General features: G+C 63.7%; 8 protein-coding genes and 6 pseudogenes. 9 read left to right on the forward strand and 5 right to left on the reverse strand.

Features of this window, described 5'->3' with window-relative positions:
* The first annotated feature begins 52 nt into the window (after positions 1-52).
* Positions 53-670: a PAS and ANTAR domain-containing protein gene (locus JOF57_RS11530; RefSeq protein ID WP_307870004.1), complete on the forward strand. Its 618-nt coding sequence runs from the start codon at positions 53-55 to the stop codon at positions 668-670.
* 394 nt (positions 671-1,064) lie between these two features.
* Here JOF57_RS11530 and JOF57_RS11535 read toward each other — a convergent pair whose 3' ends face one another.
* Together JOF57_RS11535 and JOF57_RS11540 are read right to left on the reverse strand one after the other, a co-directional pair.
* On the reverse strand, positions 1,065-1,313 hold the full coding sequence (locus JOF57_RS11535; protein ID WP_209916554.1) for a hypothetical protein: 249 nt from the start codon (positions 1,311-1,313) through the stop codon (positions 1,065-1,067).
* Between the two features lie 1,087 nt (positions 1,314-2,400).
* Positions 2,401-3,117 (reverse strand): hypothetical protein, encoded by a 717-nt coding sequence (locus JOF57_RS11540; RefSeq protein ID WP_209916556.1) that lies wholly within the window; start codon positions 3,115-3,117, stop codon positions 2,401-2,403.
* A 134-nt stretch (positions 3,118-3,251) separates the two neighbouring features.
* Between JOF57_RS11540 and JOF57_RS11545 the strand changes: the two are divergent.
* The 6 genes and pseudogenes from JOF57_RS11545 to JOF57_RS11575 all read left to right on the forward strand — a co-directional run.
* Positions 3,252-4,129, forward strand: a pseudogene (locus JOF57_RS11545) (IS3 family transposase); the annotation flags it as partial.
* 54 nt (positions 4,130-4,183) lie between these two features.
* Positions 4,184-5,136 (forward strand): annotated as a pseudogene (locus tag JOF57_RS30915) (IS3 family transposase); the annotation flags it as partial.
* A gap of 122 nt (positions 5,137-5,258) precedes the next feature.
* Positions 5,259-6,608, forward strand: coding sequence for an IS30 family transposase (locus JOF57_RS11560; RefSeq protein WP_234713714.1), 1,350 nt, complete (start codon positions 5,259-5,261; stop codon positions 6,606-6,608).
* A 4-nt stretch (positions 6,609-6,612) separates the two neighbouring features.
* Positions 6,613-6,936: pseudogene (locus tag JOF57_RS11565) on the forward strand (integrase core domain-containing protein); the annotation flags it as partial.
* A gap of 24 nt (positions 6,937-6,960) precedes the next feature.
* Positions 6,961-7,230 (forward strand): annotated as a pseudogene (locus tag JOF57_RS11570) (integrase core domain-containing protein); the annotation flags it as partial.
* A gap of 316 nt (positions 7,231-7,546) precedes the next feature.
* Positions 7,547-7,900: a hypothetical protein gene (locus JOF57_RS11575; RefSeq protein ID WP_209916558.1), complete on the forward strand. Its 354-nt coding sequence runs from the start codon at positions 7,547-7,549 to the stop codon at positions 7,898-7,900.
* Here the strand turns inward: JOF57_RS11575 and JOF57_RS11580 are convergent.
* The 3 genes and pseudogenes from JOF57_RS11580 to JOF57_RS30920 all read right to left on the reverse strand — a co-directional run.
* Positions 7,863-8,186: pseudogene (locus JOF57_RS11580) on the reverse strand (integrase core domain-containing protein); the annotation flags it as partial. The gene JOF57_RS11575 and the pseudogene JOF57_RS11580 overlap by 38 nt on opposite strands.
* Positions 8,187-8,190: 4 nt before the next feature.
* Positions 8,191-9,540, reverse strand: coding sequence for an IS30 family transposase (locus JOF57_RS11585; protein ID WP_234713714.1), 1,350 nt, complete (start codon positions 9,538-9,540; stop codon positions 8,191-8,193).
* Positions 9,541-9,662: 122 nt separating this feature from the next.
* Positions 9,663-10,615 (reverse strand): annotated as a pseudogene (locus JOF57_RS30920) (IS3 family transposase); the annotation flags it as partial.
* 401 nt (positions 10,616-11,016) lie between these two features.
* Here JOF57_RS30920 and JOF57_RS11600 point away from each other — a divergent pair.
* Positions 11,017-11,763, forward strand: coding sequence for an alpha/beta fold hydrolase (locus tag JOF57_RS11600; protein ID WP_209916560.1), 747 nt, complete (start codon positions 11,017-11,019; stop codon positions 11,761-11,763).
* Between the two features lie 73 nt (positions 11,764-11,836).
* The gene (locus tag JOF57_RS11605) at positions 11,837-13,684 is read left to right on the forward strand and encodes a serine/threonine-protein kinase (RefSeq protein ID WP_209916562.1); all 1,848 of its coding nucleotides are present in this window, start codon (positions 11,837-11,839) and stop codon (positions 13,682-13,684) included.
* Positions 13,685-14,035: the final 351 nt, after the last annotated feature.

The following is a 14,035-nucleotide window of genomic DNA, read 5'->3' on the forward strand; positions in this document are numbered from 1 at the left end:
GGCAAGCATGTCCGAGACGCATTTCGACGAGGACGCCGAGCTCGTCGATCGCGTGATCGGCCCCGGCCAACCTCAACGCGTCGGCAGTTTTCGCTATTACCTCTCCGAGCAACGGTGGGAGTGGGCGGACGCCGTAGCCCAAATGCATGGTTACTCGCCTGGCACCATGCCCCCGACCACAGAGCTACTCCTCAAACACAAACACCCCGACGACCGTGAACGCGTTACCCGCGCATTCGACAAGATTCTGCGCGGAGAACCGTTCAGCAGCCGCCACCGAATCATCGATACCCACGGTCGCACACACTGGGTCGTCGTTGTTGGCGACCGGCTGTTAGCCGACGACGGAGGACTGCTCGGCGCCAGCGGGTTTTACATCGATGTCAGCGACGCAATGCAATCGGACCTCACCGAAGCCGTCGCCGAAATCGCGGCGTCACGCGCCGAAATCGAACAGGCCAAAGGCATCCTCATGATGTCGTACCGCATTGATGCCGACCGAGCCTTCGAACTTCTCGTGTGGCGATCGCAGGAAACCAACACGAAAGTCCGCGACATTGCGCTCCAATTCATGCAGGCGGTGACGGGCATCGAGTTCAGCGCAGACACCACGCAACAGATCGATCGGATACTAATCAACCTCCCTGTAGCCAGTCCCCAACAACCCTGAGCACCAGCAGGACTCGACCTGAGACCATCGCAACGGCCGCACAAAACCAGACCTTATATTGCTACCGGAACTTACGCAGGCCCCTAGACCAATAGCTCGAATAGGCGCGCCTAGGGCAGCACATTTCGCTCCCCGCTACAAGGCACACGCGACCTTGTGGCGGTCGGTCGAGCGTCGTTCTTGGCCGGAAACTGTTCCAGCACTGGTGTTTTCAGCTAATTCCTGCTATTCTTAGCCTGCCCTTCCAGGGTTATTCCTCGAAGTAGTCCTCCCAAATTGAGGAATAGGAGTCGGCCAACCTTGCATTCCCTTGCGGTCGATTCCCTGTCAGGCTGCCGGACTTGCCGCAGGCTGTTGCGGTCGAGTCCGGCAGTCTGACTGGACCGGCGAACGTCTAACCAGAGGTGAATCTAGACTTGGTCTGACACACCGAGCTTGAATCGCCCAGCCGAGCATCTACCGGCTGGAAAACGTCGCGTGTGCCGGCGTGATACGAATTGTTGGAGTCCACGATCGAGATGACTACCGCGCGATGCTCCACGTCCTCGTTGACCAGGTGCCGCTTTTCGGCCGTGCCGAGCCACATGCGTACGCCCGGGCGACTGACGACCTCCATGGCAAGGCCGACCACCGAAATCGACACGGTGGCAAAATGATTGGCCGGTGGGCTCTGCTCAAGATCATCTCACTCGACTCCAAAGGACACCCCACCGTTGGACACTGGCCAGTCGCGTTGGACGACTTCAACGAGGTAGACACCGACGCGCTCGTCTTCGGCAACCAGCCTGCGGTTGCTCTTCGGTGGCTGAGGTTTAGTTCGGCCCGCCTTCCTCTTGCGACCACGGTCCTATCTCCTCAAGTACGAGACGTGCGGATTGCCGTTTGGTCCAGGGCTGTTCGGGGCGGGCGTTCGTCACGACCGACTGGTGCGGCAGCTGAGCGTCGCTGCCGGAACGCCAGGGAACGTCCGGCGCTCTCAGGCCCTTCCGGATTCCGTCCGAGACTCTCATACCATTGCGGATAGACCTGCCCATAGTCATCCGCAACTACTTGAGAGCGGGTACGCATCGATGAATACGTCACAGTGACGATTTGTCCATTGGTGCCTTGTGTGTCATATTCGATTGCTGTGCAGGAACTTTGGGCTCCCACCCAATGAGGTGGGAGTCGGCGGCATCTTCAAGTGCGCGCCCGGTGATAGCGTCATCAGTGACCGCAAGGGGCTGACGGATGGTTGTTGGGGTGAGACGGAGTCGGTGGCGAGTTGCACTGCTCCTGCCTCCGATGGCCGCGGCGACTCTCGCCGCCGGATGCTCTGGCGATCCAGGCCGATCGATCGCATCGGACGATCCAGTGACAACGCTGCCTGTTCCGGCCAACATGCCACCGTTCCCATTTCCCAGCGATGTTCCACCGGTGCCGCTGCCTAGCGCCGTGCCCACTGTCCAGCTGCCGAGCGACATCCCGCGGGCTCAACTTCCGGCCGATGTACCCCAAATCGAGTTGCCCGCTGCGATTCCCCGGATCCAATTACCCTCCGCGGTCCCGCCTATCCCCTTTCCGTGAACCCCGGCCTCTAGGGGCAAGTTTCATCACTGTGACGGATTGTGTTTCGGCAGAGCCACAATCCTGCACCGTGAACGCAGGTGGCAGGGTACCGGTTATTCGTGATGAGCGGGTCCCGCGGATCGATGATGTGCAGGTGAGAGTCGAACCGCAACAACATCCCGCTAGAGCACCTCTGGCACGGCGACATCGCCCTGCTGGTGGATTATCAGCTCCTCGGCCAAGTCATACGACATATAGAAGCGGCCGTTGCCGTTGCCGAACCCGGGTGGGTGCTGGCCCCAGCTCTGCTCAAAGCCAAGCAGTTTCTTGGATGGGATGATCTCGGTGGCGAGGTACTCGTGCCCGCCGGATTCACCGGATACGGCGCTGTGGACGATGCCGTCCGGTCCGGTGGACGACATGTCGTCGTACCAGGCGGTCCCACACAGGACCGGTTGGCGGGACAGGGCGCCCAGGAAATCATCGAATGTGAATGTCCAGGAGTAACTGGAGATCACCCCGACCGCTTTCCACCATTTCATCAACCCGATCGCGCTCGAACCTTCGTCGTCGGGTGGATACTGGCCGACGTACGGGTTACGCAAGGTGGATTCATGATAGTTGCGGATGCCGTCGTCGTTTCCGAGGTAACTCGTCCCTGCTTTGCCGATCGGAGCCACGGCGTTGAACTTGCGGCGGCTGCTAATCGCGTAGGCGGTGTTGAGCATGTTCGTCCCACTGAACCCGACACAGCCCGACAGAAAGTACTGGTCGACGTGCGGGGCGTTCATTGCGTGCCGGACGTGCCGAGTCGGCAATCCCGCGGCTCTGATGAAGGCGTGGTCTCGCGACTTGGGGTCGTGATGAACGATGCGGCCAAGATTCCCTGATGCGCTCATTGGAAGCCTCCATGGTGGTCATGATCGCGTGCCGGCATTGATGTGTCGGACACGTTGAGGTGGGCCCCTCGTAGTGGTCCAGTCGTTGTGCGACTCTGTTGCCCAGGTTTTGGGCAGGAAGAATCGACGACGACATGGCAGCGAACAAGCGCCGGCGGCATACGCCGGATCAGATCATCCGCAAGCTCGCCGAGGGCAACAAGCTCCTCGGGACCGGGCAGGAGCTGGCCGAGGTGTGCCGGCACCTGGAGGTCACCGAGTCGACCTGGCATCGCTGGGTTGCCCAGTACGGCGGCATGAAGGCCAACGAGGCTAAACGGCTCAAGGAACTCGAAGCCGAGAACGCCCGGCTCAAGAAGCTGGTCGCCAACCAGGCCCTCGACATCGACATGCTCAAGGAAATCTCGTCGGGAAACTTCTGACCCCGAACCGCAAACGCAGCGCCGTGACGGTGCTGCGTGAGCGGTTCGGGGTATCTGAGCGTCGAGCCTGCACGGTGGTCGGCATTCACCGCTCCACGATGCGTCTGCAACCAGCACCGATCACCGCTGAGGAAGCCGAGCTGCGGGCCTGGCTGCAGAAATTCTCCACCGACCGGCCCCGCTGGGGCTGGCGACGAGCGGCGATTGCAGCACGAAGAGCGGGCTGGGTCGTCAACAACAAGCGTGTCCGCCGGCTGTGGCGCGAGGAGGGCCTGCGAGTCCCGCAGCGCCGCAAGAAGAAACGCCTGACCGGCATCGGGACCGTGGTCGGGGCGATGTGCCCGATCTGTCCGAACGTGATCTGGGCGATGGACTTTCAGTTCGACACCACCGCCGACGGGCGCACCATCAAGATGCTCAACATCATCGACGAGTTCACCCGCGAGGCCCTGGCGATCCACGTCGATCGCGCCATCAACGCCGACGGCGTCGTCGACATCCTCGACCAACTGGTCGACCAACATGGGGCGCCGCACTACGTGCGCTTAGACAACGGACCTGAGTTCGTCGCCCACGCTGTCAACGACTGGTGAATCACCCCGGGTTTGATGCACACCTTCTTTCGAGGGAAGGTAGTTCGCATCATGCCGAAGAGATACGACGAGGAGTTCAAGGCCCGAGCGGTCCGGTTGGTCACTGACCATCTCGAGGAGTACGACACCCGCACCGCCTGCATCACCGCGGTCGCCAAGCGGTTGGGAGTGTCCTACGAAACGCTGCGGCGGTGGATCAACCAAACTGAGGTCGATACCGGGGTCCGCGACGGGGTATCCACCGACATCTCGCGCGAGAACCGGGAACTCAAGCGTAAGAATCGTGAGCTTGAGGAAACGATCGAAATCCTCAAGGCGGCAACAAGTTTCTTCGCGCGGGAGAGCGACCCGCGACGCCGTTGATCTGTGCGTTCATCGCCGAGCATCGTGCTCGGTTCGGGGTCGCTCCGATCTGCCGCGTGCTCACTGAGCACGGCTGCAAGATCGCTCCGAGAACCTTCTACGCCTGGCTGTCGCGGCCCCCGTCAGCGCGGGCCTTGTGGGACACCGTCATCACCGAGGTGATGGCCGGCTACTACGAGCCCGACGAGGCGGGCCGCCGCAAGCCGGAGTCGTTGTACGGCGCGGTCAAGATGTGGGCTCACCTGCAACGCCAGGGCATCACGGTGGCCCGCTGCACCGTGGAACGCCTCATGCGGGCCAACGGATGGCAGGGGGTGACCCGGCGCAAAAAGGTCCGCACCACGATCGCTGACCCGGCCGCAGCCCGCGCTGCGGATCTGGTCAAACGCCGGTTCCGGGTGCCCGCCCCCAACATGCTGCTCGTCGCCGATTTCACCTACGTGCGACTCGCCTCTGGGGTGTTCGTCTACACCGCGTTCGCCATCGATGCCTACGCGGGGCGGATCGTGGGCTGGACGTGCTCGGCCAGCAAGGAGGATCGGTTCGTACGCCAAGCCATCCGGCACGCCGCGCTACTCAGAATGAGTCAGGGCAATCCGTTGCTGGGCAACACTATTCATCATAGTGATGCGGGGTCGCAGGGCGGATTCAACTGGTCGTCGCAACACCTTGATCACGGAGGTGTGGTGTGGCCAAGCGTAAGGACGCGGAATCGGTTGGTAGGCGACGGCAGTGGGCGGCTGACCGTGCGTTGCGGCCTGCGATGCGCTCACCAGGGCGCCCGGACCCGTCGCGGTCGGTGCAGCGTCAGTTTTGGCGGCTGATCGCCCAGGGTGTCTCCACCGACGACGCAGCCGCAGAGGTCGGCGTGTCGACACCGGTGGCGACCAGGTGGTTCCACCACGCTGGCGGCATGACGCCGATCAGTCTGGATGAGCCCACGGGCCGGTATCTGTCGTTCGCCGAGCGGGAGGAGATCGCACTGCTACGCGCCCAGGGCGCCGGGGTGCGTGAGATCGCCCGCGAGATCAAGCGTGACCCCTCGACAGTTTCGCGGGAACTGCGGCGCAACGCAGCCACCCGCAGCGGCACGCAGGTGTACCGCGCAGGGGTGGCGCAGTGGAAGGCCCAGCAAGCAGCAAAGCGCCCGAAACCCGCGAAACTGGCAGTCAACCCGCAGCTGCGTGAGTACGTGCAGCAGCGGCTCGATGGCAGTGTCCGCGGACCCGACGGCACCGCCGTCGCAGGTCCGCAGACCAAGGCCTGGAACGGCCGCAACAAGCCGCACCGACAAGACCGACGGTGGTCGACAGCATGGAGCCCGGAACAGATTGCCCACCGCTTACCGCTGGATTTCCCCGATGATGAGTCCATGCGCATCAGCCATGAGGCGATCTATCAGTCCTTGTTCATCGAGGGGCGTGGGGCGCTCAAACGGGAATTGGTCGCGTGCCTGCGGACCGGTCGTGCGCTGCGGGTCCCGCGGGCCAGGACACAGAACAAACCGCAGGGACATGTCACCGCGGACGTCGTGATCAGCAAACGCCCTGCCGAAGCCGCCGATCGCGCAGTTCCTGGGCATTGGGAGGGTGATTTGATCATCGGTGCGGGCCGGTCGGCGATTGCCACCGTGGTGGAACGCAAGAGCCGCTCGGTGATGCTGGTTCACCTTCCCCGCCTCGAGGGGTGGGGTCTGGCGCCGCCGGTGAAGAACGGGCCGGCGCTCAGCGGCTACGGCGCCGAGGCGATGAACGCTGCCCTGATCGCCTCACTGGCACAGCTACCCAAGCAGCTGCGTCAGACGTTGACATGGGACCGCGGCAAAGAGTTGGCCGCGCACGCCCAGTTCACCTTCGACACCGGAACGAAGGTGTTTTTCGCCGACCCGCACTCGCCATGGCAGCGGCCTACCAACGAGAACACCAATGGCGTTCTGCGTCAGTACTTTCCGAAAGGCACCGACTTATCTCGATGGTCGGCTCAAGACCTCGAAGCGGTCGCACTGACGCTCAACAACCGACCCCGAAAGGTCCTCGGCTGGAAGACTCCCGCCGAAGTCTTTGCCCAACAGCTACACTCACTCCAACAACCCGGTGTTGCAACGACCGATTGAACCCGCCCAGTACACCTCGGTGCGGTTCGGAGAAACCCTGTCCCTGTCGGGGCTGATCCCGTCAATCGGAACGGTCGGGGACGCCTTCGACAACGCCCTGGCCGAAACGACCATAGGGCTGTACAAAACCGAAGCCATCCGCGACGACTCGCCATTCCGACGGGGCCCGCTGCAACGGCTGGCCGACGTCGAGATGCTCACCGCCGACTGGGTGCACTGGTACAACACCGATCGGCTCATGCACCGCCTGGGCCGCATCCCACCGACCGAATACGAGGCCATCTACTACGCTACAAACACAGCCCAACCAGAGGCTGCACACCCATAACCACGTGTGCATCAAACCCGGGGCGATTCATGGTGCCGGTTCAACGGCACCGGCTCACTGTTCATCGACCCCGGATCCCCTTGGCAGAACGCCTGGATCGAGTCGTTCAACGGCCGACTGCGCGATGAGCTGCTCAATTCCTGGCGCTTCGACTCACTGCTGGAAGCCCGGGTGATCATCGAAGACTGGAGGATCGACTACAACGCCAACCGCCCCCACTCCGCCCACGGCGAACTCACCCCAGCCGAGTTCGCCCTACAGTGGACCACGACCCACCAACCCCAAGCCGCATAGCGACTGGACCACCGAATGGGTCCCCCTCAACGTCTGTCCCGGATCTGGCGCGACTGGGAAAACCATACGACTGGGGCAAACGCCATGAGTGAGTAGTCGACTACTCGAATTTGTATGCCCGACAACGCCTCACATCGACGCCTGCGTCCGTATGGATAGCGGCTTCTCCGGCCGTCATAGGGCGCCCGGTTCCTGACGGTAGCGCCGCTGCAGGTTTAGGACGTGGCGAAATTGAGTAGTGCGTTACGTATGCCATACGGGACATGCTGCGCGACAGTAACTTGATACGACGGTGTAGAAGCGGAGGTATGAGTTCGTGACCCAAGCCAATTTCACAGTCCGTGTGGCGCTCGTCGGCTACACCGGGTTGCTTGGCGACATCGTCCGGCAGGCCATCAAAGAGGCACCCGACCTCGTCCTGGTCGAGCAGCTGACAACACCTGGTCCGGATCTGGATCTGTTACCGGTCGACGCTGACTTCATTCTGTGGAATGAGGCCGACGAAACCCGAATCGCCGAGTGGCTCAAAGGATTGACGCACCGCCACTCCCCTCGTGTGCTGGCTACCCTCAGCGATGGTCAGCAAGCCGCGCTGTGGGAGCTGAATCGCCCCGGGTTTGATGCACACGTGGTTATGGGTGTGCAGCCTCTGGTTGGGCTGTGTTTGTAGCGTAGTAGATGGCCTCGTATTCGGTCGGTGGGATGCGGCCCAGGCGGTGCATGAGCCGATCGGTGTTGTACCAGTGCACCCAGTCGGCGGTGAGCATCTCGACGTCGGCCAGCCGTTGCAGCGGGCCCCGTCGGAATGGCGAGTCGTCGCGGATGGCTTCGGTTTTGTACAGCCCTATGGTCGTTTCGGCCAGGGCGTTGTCGAAGGCGTCCCCGACCGTTCCGATTGACGGGATCAGCCCCGACAGGGACAGGGTTTCTCCGAACCGCACCGAGGTGTACTGGGCGGGTTCAATCGGTCGTTGCAACACCGGGTTGTTGGAGTGAGTGTAGCTGTTGGGCAAAGACTTCGGCGGGAGTCTTCCAGCCGAGGACCTTTCGGGGTCGGTTGTTGAGCGTCAGTGCGACCGCTTCGAGGTCTTGAGCCGACCATCGAGATAAGTCGGTGCCTTTCGGAAAGTACTGACGCAGAACGCCATTGGTGTTCTCGTTGGTAGGCCGCTGCCATGGCGAGTGCGGGTCGGCGAAAAACACCTTCGTTCCGGTGTCGAAGGTGAACTGGGCGTGCGCGGCCAACTCTTTGCCGCGGTCCCATGTCAACGTCTGACGCAGCTGCTTGGGTAGCTGTGCCAGTGAGGCGATCAGGGCAGCGTTCATCGCCTCGGCGCCGTAGCCGCTGAGCGCCGGCCCGTTCTTCACCGGCGGCGCCAGACCCCACCCCTCGAGGCGGGGAAGGTGAACCAGCATCACCGAGCGGCTCTTGCGTTCCACCACGGTGGCAATCGCCGACCGGCCCGCACCGATGATCAAATCACCCTCCCAATGCCCAGGAACTGCGCGATCGGCGGCTTCGGCAGGGCGTTTGCTGATCACGACGTCCGCGGTGACATGTCCCTGCGGTTTGTTCTGTGTCCTGGCCCGCGGGACCCGCAGCGCACGACCGGTCCGCAGGCACGCGACCAATTCCCGTTTGAGCGCCCCACGCCCCTCGATGAACAAGGACTGATAGATCGCCTCATGGCTGATGCGCATGGACTCATCATCGGGGAAATCCAGCGGTAAGCGGTGGGCAATCTGTTCCGGGCTCCATGCTGTCGACCACCGTCGGTCTTGTCGGTGCGGCTTGTTGCGGCCGTTCCAGGCCTTGGTCTGCGGACCTGCGACGGCGGTGCCGTCGGGTCCGCGGACACTGCCATCGAGCCGCTGCTGCACGTACTCACGCAGCTGCGGGTTGACTGCCAGTTTCGCGGGTTTCGGGCGCTTTGCTGCTTGCTGGGCCTTCCACTGCGCCACCCCTGCGCGGTACACCTGCGTGCCGCTGCGGGTGGCTGCGTTGCGCCGCAGTTCCCGCGAAACTGTCGAGGGGTCACGCTTGATCTCGCGGGCGATCTCACGCACCCCGGCGCCCTGGGCGCGTAGCAGTGCGATCTCCTCCCGCTCGGCGAACGACAGATACCGGCCCGTGGGCTCATCCAGACTGATCGGCGTCATGCCGCCAGCGTGGTGGAACCACCTGGTCGCCACCGGTGTCGACACGCCGACCTCTGCGGCTGCGTCGTCGGTGGAGACACCCTGGGCGATCAGCCGCCAAAACTGACGCTGCACCGACCGCGACGGGTCCGGGCGCCCTGGTGAGCGCATCGCAGGCCGCAACGCACGGTCAGCCGCCCACTGCCGTCGCCTACCAACCGATTCCGCGTCCTTACGCTTGGCCACACCACACCTCCGTGATCAAGGTGTTGCGACGACCAGTTGAATCCGCCCTGCGACCCCGCATCACTATGATGAATAGTGTTGCCCAGCAACGGATTGCCCTGACTCATTCTGAGTAGCGCGGCGTGCCGGATGGCTTGGCGTACGAACCGATCCTCCTTGCTGGCCGAGCACGTCCAGCCCACGATCCGCCCCGCGTAGGCATCGATGGCGAACGCGGTGTAGACGAACACCCCAGAGGCGAGTCGCACGTAGGTGAAATCGGCGACGAGCAGCATGTTGGGGGCGGGCACCCGGAACCGGCGTTTGACCAGATCCGCAGCGCGGGCTGCGGCCGGGTCAGCGATCGTGGTGCGGACCTTTTTGCGCCGGGTCACCCCCTGCCATCCGTTGGCCCGCATGAGGCGTTCCACGGTGCAGCGGGCCACCGTGATGCCCTGGCGTTGCAGGTGAGCCCACATCTTGACCGCGCCGTACAACGACTCCGGCTTGCGGCGGCCCGCCTCGTCGGGCTCGTAGTAGCCGGCCATCACCTCGGTGATGACGGTGTCCCACAAGGCCCGCGCTGACGGGGGCCGCGACAGCCAGGCGTAGAAGGTTCTCGGAGCGATCTTGCAGCCGTGCTCAGTGAGCACGCGGCAGATCGGAGCGACCCCGAACCGAGCACGATGCTCGGCGATGAACGCACAGATCAACGGCGTCGCGGGTCGCTCTCCCGCGCGAAGAAACTTGTTGCCGCCTTGAGGATTTCGATCGTTTCCTCAAGCTCACGATTCTTACGCTTGAGTTCCCGGTTCTCGCGCGAGATGTCGGTGGATACCCCGTCGCGGACCCCGGTATCGACCTCAGTTTGGTTGATCCACCGCCGCAGCGTTTCGTAGGACACTCCCAACCGCTTGGCGACCGCGGTGATGCAGGCGGTGCGGGTGTCGTACTCCTCGAGATGGTCAGTGACCAACCGGACCGCTCGGGCCTTGAACTCCTCGTCGTATCTCTTCGGCATGATGCGAACTACCTTCCCTCGAAAGAAGGTGTGCATCAAACCCGGGGTGATTCAAGCTCACTCCACATCGGATCGAGCTCGGCGCCCTCTCCCCGGCCACTCTCGTAGACACAATCCGCGGCAGCTGGGCAGACGGGCCATGATCACTGCGGTCGGGCCGGAGGTCAGTTGACCCATGTACCAGGCACTCCGGGCGACGAGCGAAACGCTCAAACAGTTCCTGGACAATCAGCTCGCATTGCGGGGCCCCGCACAACGACGAATTGGTCCGGATGGAGGGAATACCGGCGATGTTTTCCTTCACCGACCCCGACGGCAACGGCTTGGTCTATCTCGAGGACACCTGACCACAGGTGCCAAACGGGTGCCCCCAGCACGAGGGCGATGGAAGGATGACCTCCATGACTGTGGTTCTGGTGCATGGCAATCCGGAGACTGACGCGATCTGGGGGCCGCTTGTCGAGGCGCTCGGTCGCGATGATGTGGTGCGGCTGTCGCCGCCAGGGTTCGGTGCGCCACTCCCCGACGGCTTTCCGGCGACCTTCCTTGCCTACCGGGACTGGCTCGAAGACGAGCTGGAGAACATCGACGGACCCCTCGATGTCGTCGGGCATGACTGGGGCGGCGGCCATGTGATGAGCGTCGTGATGCATCGGCCCGAACTGGTGCGCAGCTGGGCCACCGATGTCATCGGTGTCCTGGACCCCGACTATGTGTGGCACGACATGGCCCAGGTCTGGCAGACGCCCGGAGAGGGTGAGCAACTCGTCGACGCCATGCTCGGTGGAACCGTCGAGGACCGCGCCGCCCAAATGGCCGCGCTGGGCATACCGATCGACATCGCGACTTCGGTCGCCGCCGACCAAGGCCCAGAGATGGGGCGCGCGATCCTCTCGCTGTACCGCTCGGCCCGCCAACCCGCGATGGCGGAGGCCGGGCGAGCGCTGGAGAACGCTCGGGCCCGGCCGGGCCTTTCCCTGCTCGCCACCGATGATCCCTACATCGGCTCCGACGAAATTCGACAGCGTGCTGCGACGCGGGCCGCTGCACGCACGGAGGTGCTCGACGGGCTCGGTCATTGGTGGATGGTGCAGGACCCGGCTCGTGGCGCGGCCGCCCTCACCCGGTTCTGGGACGGGCTCGGCTAAATCTGTTCAAGGCATCGCCGGCCCGACGAACACCTGTTCGCGCCCGATTTGCCGTGCTTTGTAGGCTTCGAATATGCCGTTCAATGCCGGTGACGTCTTTGCCGGGTACACCATTGTGCGGCTTTTGGGCGCCGGTGGCATGGGTGAGGTCTACCTGGCCCAGCATCCGCGACTGCCTCGTCTGGATGCACTCAAGATCCTTTCGGTGAACACCACGCGCGATGAGGAGTTCCGCGCCCGGTTCACCCGAGAGGCAGAGTTGGCCGCAACGTTGTGGCATCCGCACATCATCGGGGTGCACGATCGTGGCGAGTTCGACGGCCGGCTGTGGATCTCGATGGACTACGTCGAAGGCACTGACGCCAAGCACTTGATCGAGCAGCACCCGTCTGGAATGCCCTTGCCGGACGTGGTGGAGATCGTGACGGCAGTCGCCGAAGCCCTCGACGTCGCGCACGAACGGAACCTGCTGCACCGCGACGTCAAACCGGCGAACATCCTGGTCACTCCTCCGTCGGGGAGTGCCCGGCGACGCATACTGCTCACCGATTTCGGCATCGCCCGTGAGGCCGACGACGTCAGTGGCCTCACGGAGACCGATGTGGCCATCGGTACCGTCGCGTATGTAGCGCCCGAGCAGCTCACCGGAAAGACGCTCGATGGCCGAGCAGACCAGTACGCCCTGGCGGCGACCGCCTTCCATCTGTTGACCGGAACGCCTCTCTTCGACGACGCCAATCGCATCATCGTGGCCGGCAACCACCTCTATGCACCTCCGCCCCGGCTGTCCGAGCGTCGTCGCGACCTCGCCCATCTCGACGCCGTGATGGCGAAGGCGCTGGCGAAGCAACCCGGTGAGCGCTACGCGCGGTGCCTGGACTTCGCCCGGGCGCTGGGCGGGAGCACGGAGGTGTCGACCGCGCCCCAGCCGGTGCCGGTGCGGGATTCCGAGCCGACGCCCCCTGATACGGGTGGGCACACCGCCCCGCTCGAGATCTCCGACGTCCGTGAGCGGAGCAGCTCACCGGAGACGATGCGGTTGGCCATGCTCACATTCCTGGGCACCGCCCGCGACGTTCAGAAGAGACCATCCGGACCTGACGGCGAAGAGGAGGTCTGGACCTTCCGCGTGGAGCGATACGAATCGACCGGTGAAGCGCACACCGTCGTGCCGGTCGAGCTACGTGGCAACTCCATTACGGGTGAACTTTCCGACGGGGATGTGGTGGAGGTCAGCGGCCCCTGGGATGACCGAACGCTGTTCGCCGACTCGGTGGTCAATCATTCGGCCGGGACCCGCGGACGCCGCCGGCGCAACTCGGTCGAAGTGAAGCCAGGTAGTCGCCGCCGGGCTTTGACGTCCCGTCCGGTGCGCATCGTCCTGATTCTGGCCGTGGTCGCGATGATCGTTGCCACGTCCATCTTTCTCATCCGCGGTGGGGGCTCGTCCGGGTACAGCGCCCCGCCGCCGATCGTGACGCCCGAGAGTGCGACGGTGTTCTCCCCCGGCGGCTCACCGGACCATCCGGATCAGGCGGGTCTGGCCGTCGACGGCGACCCGGATACGTCGTGGTCCACCGATATCTACCAGGATGCCGCGCCGTTCCCGGCCTTCAAAGAAGGCGTCGGCCTGATCCTTCAGCTCCCCTCGCCGACCGCGTTGAGCGAGGTGACGATCGACGTGCCCAGCACCGGAACAGAAGTCCAGGTTCGTGCGGCCGACAGTGCCCACCCGAACAGCCTGTCCGACACCACCGAGCTGACGCCGTACGTGGCGTTACAGCCGGGAGAAAACACCATCACCGTCGACAATCCGACGGAAACCTCCAACGTGCTGGTGTGGATTTCGAAGTTGGGCACCACCGATGGGCAGAGCCGCACGAGCATCTCAGAGATCATGCTGCGGGCCACAGGCGATTGATCGGTGGCTGCGTGGCTGCGTGGCTCCGTTGGCCGACGCCGCCCAGTGGCCGAATGTAATCGGCTGAATAGCGTTAAGCCTGCGGCGGCGGATGATCCCGGCCGGGCGATCCGCCGTATGTGGCGAAGTGATGGTGCCTCAATCGGTTGGCGGGGGCGTGAAACGGGTATTACTCAACCACGGAGTTGTGTGCTGCCGGCGGCCCAGAACGCTGAGGTTCCGGTGGTTCAGAACGCAGCTGCCGGGACCGACCTCATCCTGCCTCCACGTTGTGTGCAGTGGCAACGCCCCGCAGGTTCTGCGCTCCCGCCCCGCGGCAACCTCCCTGAGTTCGTCGTACCGGCTCGCCGC

This window comes from Mycolicibacterium lutetiense, assembly GCF_017876775.1.
GTDB classification, from domain to species: domain Bacteria; phylum Actinomycetota; class Actinomycetes; order Mycobacteriales; family Mycobacteriaceae; genus Mycobacterium; species Mycobacterium lutetiense.

What these genes read in the sequence shown, in the direction of transcription:
- JOF57_RS11540 (WP_209916556.1), bottom strand. Translation starts at nt 3,117, where the DNA reads ATGAGCGCATCAGGGAATCTTGGCCGCATCGTTCATCACGACCCCAAG.
- JOF57_RS11560 (WP_234713714.1), top strand. Translation starts at nt 5,259, where the DNA reads ATGCGCTCACCAGGGCGCCCGGACCCGTCGCGGTCGGTGCAGCGTCAG.
- JOF57_RS11585 (WP_234713714.1), bottom strand. Translation starts at nt 9,540, where the DNA reads ATGCGCTCACCAGGGCGCCCGGACCCGTCGCGGTCGGTGCAGCGTCAG.
- JOF57_RS11600 (WP_209916560.1), top strand. Translation starts at nt 11,017, where the DNA reads ATGACTGTGGTTCTGGTGCATGGCAATCCGGAGACTGACGCGATCTGG.
- JOF57_RS11605 (WP_209916562.1), top strand. Translation starts at nt 11,837, where the DNA reads ATGCCGTTCAATGCCGGTGACGTCTTTGCCGGGTACACCATTGTGCGG.